Source organism: Vibrio sp. SCSIO 43153 (genome assembly GCF_023716625.1).
Taxonomy (GTDB): domain Bacteria; phylum Pseudomonadota; class Gammaproteobacteria; order Enterobacterales; family Vibrionaceae; genus Vibrio; species Vibrio rotiferianus.
This window is the reverse complement of record NZ_CP071855.1, coordinates 2,098,263-2,113,859: the sequence shown is the minus strand read 5'-3', so window position 1 is coordinate 2,113,859 and position 15,597 is coordinate 2,098,263. Positions and strand designations below refer to the sequence as shown.

The window sequence follows — 15,597 nt, the reverse complement described above, 5'->3', positions numbered from 1 at the left end:
CATTCCTTCGTTGCAATCAGGAATCTCTCTTGAAGTTTTGTTTATGGTTTCAGCGTATGAAACCCGGAGTAAATACGCGTAAACGTAGTAAACCAACATGCTGCACCAAAGATGTACGCAATCACGGCAAAATGTTGCGGGAACAAACAGAACAGCACGAAGCAACCTATGGTCTCTGTGCCTTCTGTCAGGCCGCTCATGTAGTACAGAGATTTGTGCTTGTAGACAGGGTTATCGATACCACGTTTACCCGCCATGATCGCGAAAGCTAAGAAGCTGCTTCCTGTACCAATAAACGAGAAGATCAAGAACGCGCCCGCGACAGCGTTTTGTTCTGGGTTTGCTAGTACAAAGCCAAAGGGAATCAGAGAATAAAACAAGAAGTCTAGGCTTATATCAAGGAAGCCGCCGGCATCGGTGATGCCTTGAATTCTCGCTAAAGCACCATCCAATCCATCACAGATTCGATTTAGCAGAATAAACGCTAATGCAAGCGTGTATTGCTCTGCCATCAATGCAGGTAAGGCAAAACAGCCAAGGGCGAAGCCAAACAAGGTGGTTTGGTTAGCCGTCACACCACATTTATCAATGAGTTTTGCGCTTTGTGCCAATGGCCACTTAATGATTTTGATACTTAGGCTATCAAGCATGGCTTGTCTCCCAAGGCCAGTTCAGGCAGCGACTGCCCTCAGGAATATCATCCTCATCGTGCGTCACCATTAAAGCAGGAATGTGGGCTTGTTGAAGCTGCTCCACAACCCAGTTACGAAACTGCACGCGCAAATCTTTATCGAGTTTGCTGTAGGGCTCATCGAGTAGGGCAACTTTCGGTTTTGCCAACAACATTCGAGTGAGAGCAATACGTGCGCGTTGGCCGCCTGAGATTTGATCAGGGAAAGACTCTGCAAGTTTAGTTAGCGAGATGTGCTTCAAAGCCTGCATTGCACGCTCTTTGCGCTCTGCGCCTTTGATTGAATCGGGTAGCGCGAAGGCCAGATTCTCCCACACGGTGAGGTGCGGGAAGAGCAAGTCATCTTGGAACAGAATACCCACCTGACGTTTGTGTGCAGGTAAAGCATCCAGCTTTTCGTTATCGAGCGTGATTGAGCCTGAATAGTCGAACTCGGAAGACAGGTGACCAGCAATCGCATCCAACAAGGTGGATTTTCCGCAGCCGCTTGGGCCCATCAGGGTAACAATTTCACCTTTCTTTACGGTCATGTTGAACGCAGAGAAAAGTGTGTCGCCATTGGTTTTACGGATGGCGAGGTTTTCGAGACAAAGACTCATTCGGTAGTAAACCTTTAATAGACAACCGGCGATACTTAACGTGTAAACGACTAAGTAGAATCGCAAAAGAGAAGAACATTAACGGCAAGAGCGCTTGCCAAATTGCGTAAATCGCGGTGACACGACGGTCGAAGCCACTTGAGAGGGCTACCGCTTCTGTTGTTATTGTGCTGATGCGACCCGCACCCAGCACCAGTGTTGGTAGGTATTGAGCCAAGCTCACACTAATTCCCACTGCCCAAGCAAAGGCAATGGCAGGCAGAAGAATCGGCAATTTTACTTTCAACCAAGCTTGCATTGGTGATTTGCCAAGGCTTAGAGCGACGCGAGTCAAACCGTTGTCGAAGCTGCGCCAAGGCCCATCCAATGACAGGTAAACGAATGGGAAAGCGAAGAATACATGTGCCCAGCATACCCAGAAGAAATACGCATTGCTGTCGAGATACAGAGTAGCGACCTGCATACCAAACAACACTGAAAGCTGTGGGATCAACATAGGTACAGCAATGATGTACCCCGGCACCTGCCAACGGTAGCGTAGGCGGTACTCATGAGCGATCAGCGCCAATACAAGGGCAATAGATGCACTGATAACTGCAATCAACATGCTTTGTTCTAGCGTGCCAAGAATGCTTTGCCACTCGTACTCCCAAAAACGTAGGCTATAGCGGCTTGGTAATAAGTCAGGGAAACGCCAACGTTGTGCAAAGCTCCACACCACCATCAAAGGCACCATTAAAAGAGCAAGCAGAGCAATCAAAGAGAACAAGGTCTTACCCGGTAAGCGAAAACCGCTACGGCCGGAGTATTGCCAGCGTTTGAAGCCTTTGGTAATGCTCCATTCAACAAGTCGTGCAAAACCAATCAAAAGGCTCGCAATGGCAAACAGCACCACCGCACCCGCCGCTGCTCTTGGTAGGAGTGACAAATCAGGATCGTTAAACCATTGCCATACCAAGACTGCAAACGTAGGAGGGTTGGTTGGGCCAATAATTAGCGCCACATCCACAACGGATAAGCTGTAAGCCAGAACTGCTAACATTGGGAAACGCAGCTTCGCTAACCATTGTGGGAAAACGCATTTCCACCATGCTTGCGCGGAACTGTAACCCATCGAATGGCTGACTTTCTCAATCTTCTCAACTTTTAGTTGCTGAAGAATAGGAATGCTCATCAACAATAAAAACGGCACTTCTTTAATGGCAAGCATGACGATCAAACCCAGTGCGTGTGGGTCTTTGATCAACAACGCTAAGTCATTCACTGTTTGCGCATTTGGATCGTAACCAAACATTTGGTTGAGTACACGAACGCCCATGCCTGTTGGTGCGAATAGAAAAGCGAAGCCAATAGCAAACGCGACATGCGGCATAGCAAGAAGAGGGGAAAGACTCATTTCAATCTTGCGCCAGAACTCGCTGCCCCATGAGGCTTGAAGAATCGCGAAAGTGATCAAACAAGCAAGGTAGCTGCTGAAAATGGCGGAATAGAAAGTCAGTCCAATCGACGTCCACACACCTTCCCAGTCAAACACAGCATGAAAGCCATCCAGTGAAAAGTGGTGCAAACCGATAGGGGGTACATAGCCGAGCGCAGACACCACCACCCCGAGTAGTCCCGGGATGGTTGGTGATATACAAACTGCGATAATAACTAGATACAGCGCTCTTAACATGGGTGTGTATTAATTTCCGTAGCGTTTCAGCCATTCTTTTTCTAACGCTGCTTGCCAACTTGGGTGTGGCTCCGCGATAGATTTGAACTGTTGAGTATTCTTAGCCGTCCCGGTTAGGTACTGGCTGCTTAGCACTGAAGGATCACCCCAGATGTTGATATCACCTTTGCGAGACTGTGCTTCAGGGCTTAATAAAAAGTCTATAGCAACTTGCGCGCCTGCACTGGCATTTGCGTTCCAAGGAATCGCTAAGAAGTGGATGTTCGATAATGCGCCAGCGTCCATCGCGTATGCTTTGGTGCTTTCTGCTAGATTGCCGCTTGATTGTGCTGAGTAAACTGCGTTCGGGTTGAACGTGACAGCTAGGTCAATCTGACCATCATCTAGCAGCTGTACGGTTTCTGCTGTTCCGCCAGGGAATTGTTTACCGCCGCGCCATGCAACAGAGTGGAATTCATCTAAGTAAGTCCATAGAGGCTGCGTAACGGTTTTGAATGCTTCGTCGGTCACTGGTTTTTGCAGTGCAGGATCGTTGTTACTTAACTCAATGAGTAGAGATTTAATGAAGCTAGTGCCATGGAACTCTGGTGGGCGAGGGTAAGTAAGGCGGTTAGGAAACGCTTTTGCGTAACTTAGCATTTCTGCGTAAGAACTTGGCGGGTTGTTTAGCGTCTCTTCATCGTAGATAAAAACAAGTTGGCCGACACCCCATGGCGCTTCAAGGCCATCAGTTGGTTCTGAAAAATCAACATCTACTGGTAGTGTTTTGTCGACATATTGCCAACTTGGTAGACCGTCAACAAAAGGACCAAACAGCAGTTGGTTGTCTTTCATTGATTTAAAGTTTTCACCATTAATCCAAACCATATCCACACTGCCTCCGCTGTTCTTCCCTGCGGCTTTTTCTGCAATAAGACGAGTAGTGGTTTCAGAAATGTCGGTGACTTTTACGTGGTTAAGCGTCACGTTGTAGCGAGATTTAAGCTCTTTGCCTGCCCATTGGATATAGCGGTTGATCTCTTGGCTACCGCCCCAAGCATGGAAATAAACAGTCTGACCGTCGGCTTGTTGTTCGATTTTTTGCCATTCTTCGGAGTGAGAAGTGGCATAAGAGGAGGTGGCAAAAATGGTGGCTAAAATGCCAATGGTGCTAAGTAGCTTTTTCATACGTAATCCGTGTTTCTTTATCTTTGTTTTCATTTTGGAGCTTTGTTCGCCTATGTGATGAAAAACGTCTATTTTCAATACTCAACATAGGGGTATAAACAGGCTGAACGCTCCGTTCCCTCTACATGGATAGTAATCTATCTCGCTTTATTATCAACGCGAATTTGATAATAGTTTCATAGAATTATTCGCCTTGTGAGGTCATACCAATTCACGTCAGTTTTTGGTTTTAAAAGTCGCCAAAAGAGGCACAAACTGTGAGCAAATTAGTAAGAATGAAAAGAGTGCAACTCCCGATAAGTCGCACTCTTTTGGCGTCAATAATGGATAGACCGGATTACTTCGCTAATTCTTCCATGTTGATGCCTTTTTTCTTCGCGATGTATTTTGGAATCAGAGACATGCCAAACAGGATAAGACCCGCAACCGCAAACTTCACTAGTAGCATCGCAGATACACCGTTTGTCGCAATATCACCCGCCATGTAAGCGAAGATGAATGCACCTGGTGCCATTGTTAGTAGAGAGACCAAAGCGTATGTGCCAAGGTTTAGGCTGGTTAGACCGTAAGCGTAGTTCTGTAGGCTGAATGGGAATACAGGTACTAGACGCGTTAGGATCAAGAAGCTTGTACCGTTTGCTGCTACGCCATCGTCGATTTTCTTGAAGATTGGGTTATCGCCAAACTTCTTCATGATGGTGTTACGAAGCAGGAAGCGCGCCACGATGAATGCCGCCACCGCGCCAAGCGTTGCAGAGAACAGCGCTAAGATACCGCCTTTGATTGGGCCAAATACGATACCCGCTACGATGGTGAACGCACTGCCCGGTAGTAGGAAAACACACGCAAATACGAATGCTGCTACGAATACTGCGTAACCCCAAACGCCAAAGCTTGCGATCCAATCTTGTAGGCTCTTGATGTCTGTGATGATTTCAAGGATGCCAGTTTGTTTTGCTGCAAATAGAGCGAGAGCGATAACAGCAACAATAAGAGCGATTTTTACGAATTTCATAAGTTCAACTTCACTTAAACCTAATAATTAAAAAGATGTAGCTACAAAAACGTAGCTACAGAGACACATCTACACAGACATACACTTGATTAGGCCCGCTTTAGATTTGTAGCGGTTGAACCAAGCTTTCACAGGGCTAGCGAGCACGTTTACTGGCGGCTCATCACCTTGCATGATTACAGGGCCGAACATCAGATCCAGAATGTGCCAAGATTTCGTACCAACACCCATCATGGATGCACGACAAGCCGAGCAGTAAACCACAACGTAGTCTGTCTCAAACTCTTCCACGCGGCGTTTGATTACGCGTGTTGCGACGTCTGGGTTTGCTGGCACTACCATGCCGCCAAAGCCACAACAGCGTGTGTTTTCACGTGTGTGTTCTGGTTCTGAGGTTTTGTAGCCAAGCTCGTTCAAGATCCAGCGGATGCCGTCTTGCAGTTCTTTTTCGTAGCGAGTAGAGCAAGAGTCGTGAATGGTGAATACCACGTCACTGTTTTTCGCTTTTCCACGTAGCGCTTCTGGTAGGCCGATTTCTGGAAGCAGTTTCCACAATGAAACTGGTTTTTGTGTGCCGCCAGACTTCTTGATCATGCCGTAGCAGCTTTGACACGCCACAATGACTTCTTGTGCGTCTAGCTTATCGAAGTCCGCTTGAAGCTGGCCGTAACGCTCTTTGAACTTCTCAGTTTGGCCAATAGCAGCGGTTGGTTTACCACAACACTTCTGCACTGCGCCCATGTCTGGGTACACTTCTTTTAAGTAGCTCGCAATTGCTGCTACGCCTTCTGGTGAGTAGGATGGCAAGCTGCATCCTGGCATAAATACTTTATTACTCATTTTGTCGATACCGCTCGTTTTGCCATAGTGAAGATTTTTGAGAAGCCCAGCTTCTGGTGCATGTTGATTGCTTTGTGGCCCGGCATTGGTGATTCACCATTGTTTGCCTTAACAAAGTCCGCACGTGCGCCTAGGAACATTTCCTTCATTGGGAAGTCTTTCGGACATACGATGGTGCACTGGTCACAGGCGTTACATGAGTAAGCCATCAATGGGTCCATTGACTTGTTGTTCACAAAGTCAGAGAAGATGGTCTTCGGACAGTCACTGAAGTCATTCATCATGATGCACTCGGTCATACATAGCTTGCAGCTACATTGCAGACAGCGAGAGGCTTCTTGTTTGATTTGCGCTTCAGTAAAGCCTAAATCCACTTGTGCAAAATCTTGTTTACGCTCTTCAGCGTTACGCAATTCACCGTGTAGGCGAGGGGTATCTACCGTACCTTTTGGTAGTGGCACGTCTAGACGAGATGAGTAGCTGTATTCTTGCTCGAAGTCGCGACCTTCAGTCAGTGGGCGAGTCGTTAGGAAACGCTCAACACTCATTGCGGCTTTGCGACCTAATGCCATCGCTTCAATCACGATGTTACCGCCACACGCGTCACCGGCGACGAAGACGTCTTCTAGGCTAGAAGCTAGCGTTTGTTTATCGACAACGTAACGGCCGCCGCGAGTTTGTTCCAGTGCGCCGCCAGTGATGTCAGCCACAACTTGACCCGTAGCGAAAACAACCGTATCCACAGAGATAGTTTTGCTTTCTTCGCTGTACTGAGGTGCAAAGTTGCCTTGCTCGTCAAAGATAGACACTACTTTCTTGATAGTGATGCCGGTTACTTTGCCGTTATCGTGTTCGATAGCAACTGGGCCCCAACCTGCGTTGAACTCGACACCTTCTTCTAGCGACTCGTCGATTTCGATTTGGCTTGCAGGTAGATTCTCTAGGCTCTCAAGCGAACATTGGTAAACTTCGCTTGCACCGATACGCCATGAAGAGCGCGCGCAGTCCATCGCAACGTCACCACCGCCGATAACCATCACGCGTTTACCTGCACGTGGGAATTGGCGAGTTTCAGAAATCTCTTTCAAGTATTCAACCGCAGAGAACACGCCATCGTTGTCGTGACCTGGTAATGGAATGATAGAGCCTACGTGTGCACCGTGAGCCAGAATCACAGCATCGTGTTCGCTACGTAGAGTGTCGAAGCTAATGTCTTTGCCGATCTCAACGCCAAACTGAGTTTTAATACCCAGCATCGCTAGGTAGCTGTATTCGAAATCGATAACATCGCGTGGTAGACGGTATTCAGGGATACCCACACGCATCATGCCGCCGTATACGTCTAGCTTTTCGTAAATCGTTACTTCGTGGCCTTGACGACGAAGTTCGATCGCCGCTTGCGCGCCAGCAGGGCCAGCACCTACGATCGCAATGTGTTTGTTCGTTAGAGGGGCAATGTTGAGATCCCAGTGATCTTGGTTATCCATTTTCTCTGCGACGAAACGTTTGATGCCCGCTACGCTGATCGGCTGACCGAACTCAGCGTTACGGCGACAAGACGCTTCACAAGGGTGGGCACAAATACGACCAAGAGTTTGAGGAAGGAATAGTTTGCTGCGGATCAGATCCAGAGCGCCTTGGAAATTCCCTTCGCCAGCCATACGAACGTACTGTTTTACGTCCGTGTGCATTGGACATGCGGTTTGACATGCCGGATCGGCATCACCCATACAACCATCGACAATCGTTTGAGCGGTGTCGAATAGCTTTTGGCTAAAAATTACATTGTTCATTCACTGCGGTTCCGTGTTGATTAGCTCTTGCCGTTGATAACGTTCACTTCAGGATTCTTTTGCTCGTAGTGAGCGTGGCTGTATTCGATCCATGAGCCGTCGTAGTTGTAGACGCCTTCCGCACCGAGGACTTCAGTAAGAATCATGGTGGTGTGGGCAGAGCGAACACCAGATTGGCAGTAAGCGATGACTTTTTTGCCTTTGATGATGTCGCCGTAAAGGGCTTGCAGTTCTTCTGCTGATTTCAGCGTTGTGTCTTCGTTCAACGCTTTGGTCCAGTTAATGTGAACACTGCTTGGGATTGTGCCAGGGCCGTACGCGCCAGAAACCGCAACCTCACCGTTGAACTCGTCGTTGCCGCGAGTATCTAGGATCACCCAATCAGGGTTGTTTTGCGCAGCAATAACCATGTCTAGCGTGGCTAGGGCATTGTTATCTTGTTGTGCGTTAGGTGCGTTGTATTCAACCGCTGCCACGCTTTGGTTTGCAGAGCCTGTCGGATAACCAGCGCCCATCCAAGCGTTCAAGCCACCGTCAAGGTAACGAACGTCTTGGTGACCAAGATTATGGATTTGCCAGTACAGGCGAGCTGCATCGTGGTGAGAGCCCGCTGCATAAACCACGATTGTGCTGTCTGCTGTCGCGCCGAAGCTGCCTAGAATCGTTTCCATCTCTTCTGTGCTGTTGCTCATACCACCGAAGTCGTAGGCGTCTTCAGCTGCTGAGTAATCGTTACGCCACATAGTGTAAGAGCCAGAAATAGGGCTATCTGGTTTGATAGGATTTAGCGCACCGATCACAACCACGTCTTTGTCACCGTCCATCAGCGACTTCAGTTGTTGTGCAGAAATGAAGTGTTCTGGGTGAGCGTACTGTGTGAACTTCTGCTCTTGAGCAGCAGCATCCACAGTCACAGCCTCAGCCGAAAACATCGTATTGTAAGCTGAGTAGCCAACCGCTGTAACAGCGGCGAACACACCCAACGCAATCGTCGATTTTTTCATGAGTTGCTTCCATATATTAATTTAAAGTTTTACTGCCGAACCTTCGATGGTTCGACAGATAGAATGCTTTTGAAGGGGGAGTACAGGCATGAACGTTTTTTATTCATTTTGGGTGTTCATGATTTTAAACAGGTGAAAATGCGCTCTACCCCTTTATGGGTAAGGCATTCTGAGGAAATCGTTTAAATGGCGATATTGTGGTTTCCCACAATAATGATGTGGGATTGATCTAAAGCAACAAAGTAGCAGGGGGGAATGGTGGTAAAATGCGCCACAGCCGTATTTTGGTAGTATTTTGTAAGTGATTGATAATTATTCTCAAAAGTTTATTCTTTTCATTTTTGCTCTCTCTTTTTTCTTCACCTCTTTTGCTTTTGCTAATGACCAAAAAGTACAGAGAACAGACTACGATGTGGGTGTTTTAGCGCTGCGTGGTCACGCACATGCGCGAGAAGCATGGCAACCGACTTTGGATTGGCTGGAGACTCAGAATCCTGGCTATCAATTCAACCTACATACTTACGATTTCGACCAACTTGAAGATGCATTTTTGCACGGTTGGCTAGACTTCATTCTGACCAGTCCGGGGCAGGCGACCAAACTTGCTCGCGAATACCCAATCAACTGGTTGGCAACGCAGAAAACCGCTTACAGTGATTTACCAAATAAGTCGATTGCCTCGGTGGTGGTTGTACGTGAAGAATCGCCTTTTAAAACACTGAAAGACATCAATAAAGCCAATGTTGCGGCGGTATCGGAAAAAGCGTTTGGTGGTTTTCTCGCGCTGCGTTACGAGCTCGATAAACTGGGCTACTTCAAATCATCATTCTTTGAAAAGATCCACTTTACTGGCCCACCGACGGATCAACTGATTTTGGACGTGATCGAGAACGATCTCGATGTCGCGATCGTCCCTGCATGTACTCTGGAGAACATGGCGAAAGAGGGGCGTATTCAACTGCATAACCTACGTGTATTGAATGAGAAGCGTCCTGCAGATTCAGTTTGCGCGGTGAGTACGCCACTGTACCCAAACTGGACGATGGCGATGACGGAACGCGCACCAGTCGATGTTGGTCAGATGGTGGCACAAACTCTATTCGCAATGCCAGAAGACCACCCGGCAGCGGTTGCTGCAAACAATGTCGGTTGGATGCTGCCTGCACCGAGCATCAATGTAGATAAAGTTTACAAGCACTTAGACATGCACCCGCTGCAAAAATCTTGGGGCCAAAAAGCGCAAGAGTGGCTGCATAAGAACCAAGCCATTGCGATGGCGTCTTTACTGACTTTACTGTTGTTGACGGGCTATCACTTCTGGCTGGAGTGGAAGTTTCAGCGCAGTCGCGAAACGCTAAAAACCACTATGAATAATTTGCGCCGCAAGAGTTCCATGCTTGAGCACGCGCAGCGAATCACCATTGTCGGTGAGCTTGGTAGTAGCCTGGCGCATGAAATAAATCAACCTCTGGCGGCGATAAAGAACTACAGCCAAGGGGCTAAGGTACGTATGGAGCGAGGTGCGACTGCGGAAGAGATGGCACCAATCCTCGATAAAATTCAACAGCAGGTTACTTCTGCAAGTGACATTATTCAGCGCCTTCGCAGCTTGATAAACAAAACGCCAATTGAAAAGAGCTGGGTGGATTTAGCTTCGTTAATTGAAGAAGCAATGAAGCTGGTGGATTACGAGTTTCAACGACACCGAATTCAATTGGGAGTGCTTTACTCTGGCGAGCCACAAAAAGTCTTTGCTGACGCCACTGGTTTGCAGCAAGTCATTCTCAACGTTTTGAACAACGCAAAAGACGCCTGTTTGAGCCATTCGCCGAAACGGAAAGACTTGTACGTGGATCTGCACGTTAGCTTTTGCGATGAGATGGTGATTATCGATGTGATGGACAATGGCATTGGTATCGAAGAGCAAGAGACACCATTAGATCAAGCCTTCTACACCACCAAAGAAAATGGACTGGGCTTAGGTTTGGCCATTTGTCGTGATGTGCTTGATGCCCATCAAGGCAGTATTCAATTTAGGTCAATTGATCCAACAGGGTGTCAGGTGACCATCGTTTTACCGTATCAGGAGGCTTGTCATGAGTCGTAACCTTTGTTCGCTTTATATCGTTGATGATGAAGAACCAGTATTAGAGTCCATGGCATTTCTGTTAGAAAGCTATGGCTATGAGGTTGAGACTTTCTCTAGCGGGATAGATTTTCTCAATGAGGTCAATTTGTCTGCACCTGGTTGTGTTTTGCTCGATAGCCGCATGCCAGACATGCGTGGGCAAGATGTTCACCAAATGATGAACGAGAAACTCAGCCCAATTAGCGTGATTTACCTGACTGGACATGGTGACATTCCAATGGCAGTGGATGCGCTAAAAGATGGCGCACTCGATTTCTTTCAAAAACCAGTCGATGGTAACGCTCTTGTGATGGCGGTGGATGATGCGATGGCGCAGTCACTCAAAAATGGTGAGAAGTTGGGCGCTAAGCAGGTTTTACAGAGCCTCACTAAGCGTGAGAGAGAAGTTCTCGGTTTGGTCGTCAAGGGGATGAAAAACCAAGAGATGGCGGACTTATTGTGCGTATCTTTGAGAACGATTGAGGTGCACCGTTCTAACGTGATGAAGAAGCTCGAAGCAGAGAGCTTAGCGGTGTTGATCCATAAAGTGGGGCATTTAATTTAGCTTCAGTGTATTTTGGTATCGATAAATGAAAGTATTTAGGTCGAAATATTTATTGTAACCTAATGATATTTAGGGAAAGGTTTGCTCAATTGATATCAGGAAGATAACATCAGCAACCAGAATAAACCTTAATCTTGGCTAGAACTTAACTATGTTTGTCGATACCGTTAAAAGCGCTTTTTCTTCCCTGAGTACTCATAAACAAGCGATCGCAAAAGCAACCGTGTTACCCATTCTCCTCTCTATTATTCTGGATCTTCTCTTAAGCACATCAGAAGGTGACGGTGCTACTGTCTTAGTGCAAATTTTGATGGCATTACTGTCTGCCATTGTGGCTATCAACGTACACAGCATCATTTTGAAAGGCCCTCAATCGGTACCTCAGTGGGGACGTTTCACCTTTGGAAAGATCGAAATGTGGTTTATTGGCCACTACTTGGCAATGACAATCGCCGTTGTTGCGGTTGCGGCGCTTTTCGCCATGATTAATGTAGCACTTGCCGCTATCGCGTTGCTGGTGTTAGGTGTTATTTGCTGTCGACTGGTACTTGTGTTTCCAGCGATTGCTATTGGTAAAGGTGTCTCTTTCCCTTATGCATGGAATCTGACCAAAGGCCATACTTGGTACATGATGAGCGTGGTTATTTTGGTGCCGCTTCTGTTTGGATTGGCGATGTCGCCACTGGCGTTTTTGCAACTGCCTTTCTTAATGAGCCTATTGAGTTTTGTAGTCACCATTATCGGGATTGCAATTCTGTCTAAAGCGTATGAGCAATTGAGTGGTTTTGACGGGGAGTCTTATTCTCAGCAGTCATTCTGATGCTTAAATGAAAATAAATTTCGATATAACAAAGTGTTAATGATGCATAAGCGCTTCCTTTGGGAGGCGCTTTTTTATTGTTGCTTGTAGCTGGATTTACCTACTTTTGTAAGAATTTATTACAAATTACATTTTTGAAGTGATATAAAGCACACCTCTGATGAGGCCGGTCTTGTTTTTTGACTGTCCATATCGAGGAAACTCATTTCGAGGAAACCATGACTTTTTAATTGACGATTAAGGAAGGTGCTTTTTGCTCATTAGTCCGCCCTAGAACGATCTCTCAGATGCGTTTGCATCACTCCCTTCACCGTGCGCAATGCACCAATTAAGGCAATACGTTTATGAGAGATTTATGTTTAAATTTACAAAAGATACTTGGTTCAACAATGTTAAAGGAGATTGTCTATCAGGAGTTGTTGTAGCACTGGCACTCATTCCAGAAGCTATCGCATTCTCTATTATTGCGGGACTCGACCCTAAAGTGGGGTTGTATGCCTCGTTTTCCATCTGCGTCGTGATAGCGTTTACTGGCTCAAGGTCCGGAATGATTTCCGCGGCAACTGGAGCGATGGCGTTATTGATGACCACCTTAGTAAAAGATCATGGTTTGCAATACTTGCTTGCCGCATCGTTTTTCGCTGGCGTGCTGCAACTGTTAATCGGCTATTTGAGGCTAGGGGATTTAATGCGTTTTGTATCCAAGTCGATTATGACAGGGTTCGTTAACGCTTTGGCAATTCTAATTTTTATGGCTCAACTGCCTGAACTGACTGACGTTTCTTGGCCAGTTTATGCTTTGACCGCGTTAGGTTTAGCCATCATCTATTTGTTCCCATACCTGCCGAAAATCGGAAAAATGCTGCCTTCTCCATTGGTGTGCATTATCTCGGTGACGGTGATTGCGTTGATGTTTGATATCGATATTCGCACCGTTGGCGACATGGGTGAACTGCCCAGCGCGCTCCCTGTGTTCATGATTCCCGATATTCCTTTCAACCTCGAAACTCTACAAATCATTTTCCCTTATTCGTTAGCATTAGCCATTGTTGGTGTACTTGAATCATTAATGACCGCATCTATCGTCGATGAGTTGACGGATACAGAGAGTGAGAAAAACGACGAGTGCAAAGGACAGGGCATTGCGAATATGGTCGCGTCTCTGTTTGGTGGGATGGCTGGTTGTGCGATGATTGGTCAGTCAATGATCAATATTCAGTCTGGCGGTAGAACACGTTTATCAACGCTTTGCTCCGGTGTGTTTTTGCTGGTCATGGTGGTGTTCTTGGGGGATTACCTAAAGCAAATCCCGATGGCGGCACTTGTGTCAGTGATGATCATGGTCTCCATTAGTACCTTCTCATGGCACTCCATTGCGGATATGCGCAAGCACAGCTTGTCGACGAACGTAATTATGGTTTCTACGGTGATTGCTGTTGTGGCTACCCACAATCTCGCAATCGGTGTGCTGGTAGGCGTTTTATTAGCGTGTGTTTTCTATGTGAATCAAAGCCGCACCTTGATGAAGGTTTCGGATGAAGTCATTGTCGATAACGACCATACGATTCACAAAGTTCATGGGCAAATCTTTTTTGCTTCCGCTTACAGCTTTACTGATATGTTTGATTTCGACAATACGACAAGGTACATCACGATTGATTTATCCGATGCGCATTTTTGGGATATCACAGCGATATCGGCATTGGATAAAGCGATTCTTAAGTTCCGAAAAGGGGGCTCGATAGTCGCCGTGACCGGCATGAACGAAGCGACGCTGGATATGATTGATCGTCACGCGGTTTATGACGATCCAGAAAAGCTTGCTAAACAAGGTATGGGACATTAGAAGCAAAAAAAGCAGCCATTGGCTGCTTTTTTAGAGACTTATTCTGTCAGAGACCGATTGCCTCAAAACGAATACGGGATTAGTTTACCCAGTCACGCAATTCGAACGTTAGTTCGTGGTCTGCGTTTTTCAATACTAGACCTTCGTTAGTCAGAGTAATGTCGCTCCAATCAGAAAGCGTTTCAGACATTACTTTTTCAATCTTCATTTGGTCTTCCATACACATCATCATGGTCATACCCATTTTTTCGATGCGTAGTTGGTTGTCTTTCAGTTCAGCTTGACCGAAGAAGTTGTTACAACCAGCGTTGCCGTTTGCCGTCAGGTTTTCGCCAATCTCTAGGCGAGGTGCTTTTTGACGCTCTTTCAGTTCGATGCTATTGCCATCGATTTGAACCAACTGCCAGTTATGGTGCTGTAGATCTTGAGCCGTAATTTCTTTCACATTGTCACCATTGCTAGCGCATGCAGTCATTAGAACTGGAAGTGAGATTGCTGCTACTAACGTTTTTAGGCTAAGCTTCATTTTATTGACTCCGTTTTTAGAAAACGTGGTAAGTATAGGTAATAAAACACTGTTTTTGTCAGCATACGGTTATGGTTTCGTATGTTTTTAAACACGGCGTATTTTATAACAGAGATCCCATTCTCGGTATTGAAATTCACCGAAAACTTCGAAATTTCTTATGGTTATTTGATTATAAACGTATCGGACTTAAATAAGTGAGCGGAAGAACGGGTTGAGCATGGAGCAATTGGAGTTTTTTACCGTCCCAAGTCCTTGTGTCGGAGTTTGTACTTCTGACGAAAAAGGTTACTGCAAGGGATGCATGCGTAAAAGAGAAGAGCGGTTTAATTGGCTGAGCTTTACTCCTGCGCAGCAGTTGCACGTCATTAAGCTGTGTCGACAACGATACAGAAGAAAGGTGTTAGCAGGGAAGGGTAAAAAAGAAGTGCCTCGCGATGATGCATCACCACAACAAGATCTGTTCTAGCTTTTTTATTTCTATTTTGATTGTTCTCGCTCCATAACGATTCCCGGCCCAGTCTGAAATTCTTATCCATAAGAGCCGGGAACTTCCTATCCATTTTCTCGCCCAAAGATATGAGCGTTTGGCGTTACTTTAAAGACCATTGGTCGCTTACCCAGCCTCCTGCTTGTTCGTCGAAGTGACTACCTGCAAAGCGATGATTTTGTTCCACGTCTAATTTACTGGTTGGCAATTCATCCATTAGTTGATGTATGTATCTCGCCATAGGATCAGTACACGCTTCGCGCTCTCTACGAGTGACCACTTCTTTAATTAATTGCAGTCTATAGCTGTTGCTGGCTCGTTTCATTTTGACCTCCAGAACTCGATGGCAGCAGTTTGAACACATTGGCGTTCGTGTGGCTGCTCGTTCGCGGGAGCGTAGAAGCCCATCGCTTTAGTTTGAAGTCTGAGAGACAAATT

The 15,597-nt window shown here is 46.5% G+C and carries 15 protein-coding genes; 5 read left to right on the top strand and 10 right to left on the bottom strand.

Annotated features, from left to right (window positions below; genetic code table 11):
• Nucleotides 1-41: 41 nt before the first annotated feature.
• From J4N37_RS10200 to J4N37_RS10165, 8 genes are all read right to left on the bottom strand, one after another.
• Complete coding sequence (locus tag J4N37_RS10200) at nt 42-650, bottom strand: CDP-alcohol phosphatidyltransferase family protein (RefSeq protein ID WP_005450653.1); 609 nt, start codon at nt 648-650, stop codon at nt 42-44.
• Nucleotides 643-1,290, bottom strand: a complete 648-nt coding sequence (locus J4N37_RS10195; RefSeq protein WP_020194921.1) for an ATP-binding cassette domain-containing protein — start codon at nt 1,288-1,290, stop codon at nt 643-645. Before J4N37_RS10195 ends, J4N37_RS10200 begins: the two co-directional genes overlap by 8 nt.
• Nucleotides 1,256-2,965 (bottom strand): ABC transporter permease, encoded by a 1,710-nt coding sequence (locus tag J4N37_RS10190; RefSeq protein ID WP_252040831.1) that lies wholly within the window; start codon nt 2,963-2,965, stop codon nt 1,256-1,258. The genes J4N37_RS10195 and J4N37_RS10190 overlap by 35 nt, the downstream gene beginning before the upstream one ends.
• A gap of 9 nt (nt 2,966-2,974) precedes the next feature.
• Nucleotides 2,975-4,132 carry an ABC transporter substrate-binding protein gene (locus J4N37_RS10185; RefSeq protein ID WP_252040829.1) on the bottom strand — a complete coding sequence of 386 codons (1,158 nt, stop codon included), beginning with the start codon at nt 4,130-4,132 and terminating at the stop codon, nt 2,975-2,977.
• A gap of 337 nt (nt 4,133-4,469) precedes the next feature.
• On the bottom strand, nt 4,470-5,147 hold the full coding sequence (locus J4N37_RS10180; protein WP_005442307.1) for a TVP38/TMEM64 family protein: 678 nt from the start codon (nt 5,145-5,147) through the stop codon (nt 4,470-4,472).
• Nucleotides 5,148-5,216: 69 nt separating this feature from the next.
• On the bottom strand, nt 5,217-5,987 hold the full coding sequence (locus J4N37_RS10175) for a heterodisulfide reductase-related iron-sulfur binding cluster (RefSeq protein WP_005442306.1): 771 nt from the start codon (nt 5,985-5,987) through the stop codon (nt 5,217-5,219).
• Nucleotides 5,984-7,780 carry an FAD-dependent oxidoreductase gene (locus tag J4N37_RS10170; RefSeq protein WP_252040827.1) on the bottom strand — a complete coding sequence of 599 codons (1,797 nt, stop codon included), beginning with the start codon at nt 7,778-7,780 and terminating at the stop codon, nt 5,984-5,986. Before J4N37_RS10170 ends, J4N37_RS10175 begins: the two co-directional genes overlap by 4 nt.
• A gap of 20 nt (nt 7,781-7,800) precedes the next feature.
• Nucleotides 7,801-8,784, bottom strand: coding sequence for a sulfurtransferase (locus J4N37_RS10165; RefSeq protein WP_005425726.1), 984 nt, complete (start codon nt 8,782-8,784; stop codon nt 7,801-7,803).
• 301 nt (nt 8,785-9,085) lie between these two features.
• Here J4N37_RS10165 and J4N37_RS10160 point away from each other — a divergent pair, with 301 nt between their 5' ends.
• From J4N37_RS10160 to J4N37_RS10145, 4 genes are all read left to right on the top strand, one after another.
• Nucleotides 9,086-10,891 carry a sensor histidine kinase gene (locus J4N37_RS10160; protein ID WP_252040825.1) on the top strand — a complete coding sequence of 602 codons (1,806 nt, stop codon included), beginning with the start codon at nt 9,086-9,088 and terminating at the stop codon, nt 10,889-10,891.
• Entirely contained in the window at nt 10,881-11,477 is a 597-nt protein-coding gene (locus J4N37_RS10155) for a response regulator transcription factor (protein WP_045368623.1), read from the top strand. Before J4N37_RS10160 ends, J4N37_RS10155 begins: the two co-directional genes overlap by 11 nt.
• Before the next feature lie 151 nt (nt 11,478-11,628).
• Entirely contained in the window at nt 11,629-12,297 is a 669-nt protein-coding gene (locus J4N37_RS10150; RefSeq protein WP_071234754.1) for a hypothetical protein, read from the top strand.
• A gap of 355 nt (nt 12,298-12,652) precedes the next feature.
• The gene (locus J4N37_RS10145; RefSeq protein ID WP_252040815.1) at nt 12,653-14,143 is read left to right on the top strand and encodes a SulP family inorganic anion transporter; all 1,491 of its coding nucleotides are present in this window, start codon (nt 12,653-12,655) and stop codon (nt 14,141-14,143) included.
• 79 nt (nt 14,144-14,222) lie between these two features.
• On the opposite strand, the gene J4N37_RS10140 is transcribed toward J4N37_RS10145, so the two are convergent.
• Entirely contained in the window at nt 14,223-14,669 is a 447-nt protein-coding gene (locus J4N37_RS10140; protein WP_252040813.1) for an META domain-containing protein, read from the bottom strand.
• 220 nt (nt 14,670-14,889) lie between these two features.
• Here J4N37_RS10140 and J4N37_RS10135 point away from each other — a divergent pair, with 220 nt between their 5' ends.
• Nucleotides 14,890-15,138, top strand: a complete 249-nt coding sequence (locus tag J4N37_RS10135) for a DUF1289 domain-containing protein (protein WP_010449053.1) — start codon at nt 14,890-14,892, stop codon at nt 15,136-15,138.
• 124 nt (nt 15,139-15,262) lie between these two features.
• Here the strand turns inward: J4N37_RS10135 and J4N37_RS10130 are convergent, their stop codons facing one another.
• Nucleotides 15,263-15,484, bottom strand: coding sequence for a hypothetical protein (locus J4N37_RS10130; protein ID WP_010449052.1), 222 nt, complete (start codon nt 15,482-15,484; stop codon nt 15,263-15,265).
• Nucleotides 15,485-15,597 lie beyond the last annotated feature (113 nt).

Coding starts and splice junctions, on each gene's coding strand:
- J4N37_RS10200 (WP_005450653.1), bottom strand. CDS start 650: ATGCTTGATAGCCTAAGTATCAAAATCATTAAGTGGCCATTGGCACAA.
- J4N37_RS10195 (WP_020194921.1), bottom strand. CDS start 1,290: ATGAGTCTTTGTCTCGAAAACCTCGCCATCCGTAAAACCAATGGCGAC.
- J4N37_RS10190 (WP_252040831.1), bottom strand. CDS start 2,965: ATGTTAAGAGCGCTGTATCTAGTTATTATCGCAGTTTGTATATCACCA.
- J4N37_RS10185 (WP_252040829.1), bottom strand. CDS start 4,132: ATGAAAAAGCTACTTAGCACCATTGGCATTTTAGCCACCATTTTTGCC.
- J4N37_RS10180 (WP_005442307.1), bottom strand. CDS start 5,147: ATGAAATTCGTAAAAATCGCTCTTATTGTTGCTGTTATCGCTCTCGCT.
- J4N37_RS10175 (WP_005442306.1), bottom strand. CDS start 5,987: ATGAGTAATAAAGTATTTATGCCAGGATGCAGCTTGCCATCCTACTCA.
- J4N37_RS10170 (WP_252040827.1), bottom strand. CDS start 7,780: ATGAACAATGTAATTTTTAGCCAAAAGCTATTCGACACCGCTCAAACG.
- J4N37_RS10165 (WP_005425726.1), bottom strand. CDS start 8,784: ATGAAAAAATCGACGATTGCGTTGGGTGTGTTCGCCGCTGTTACAGCG.
- J4N37_RS10155 (WP_045368623.1), top strand. CDS start 10,881: ATGAGTCGTAACCTTTGTTCGCTTTATATCGTTGATGATGAAGAACCA.
- J4N37_RS10150 (WP_071234754.1), top strand. CDS start 11,629: ATGTTTGTCGATACCGTTAAAAGCGCTTTTTCTTCCCTGAGTACTCAT.
- J4N37_RS10145 (WP_252040815.1), top strand. CDS start 12,653: ATGTTTAAATTTACAAAAGATACTTGGTTCAACAATGTTAAAGGAGAT.
- J4N37_RS10140 (WP_252040813.1), bottom strand. CDS start 14,669: ATGAAGCTTAGCCTAAAAACGTTAGTAGCAGCAATCTCACTTCCAGTT.
- J4N37_RS10135 (WP_010449053.1), top strand. CDS start 14,890: ATGGAGCAATTGGAGTTTTTTACCGTCCCAAGTCCTTGTGTCGGAGTT.
- J4N37_RS10130 (WP_010449052.1), bottom strand. CDS start 15,484: ATGAAACGAGCCAGCAACAGCTATAGACTGCAATTAATTAAAGAAGTG.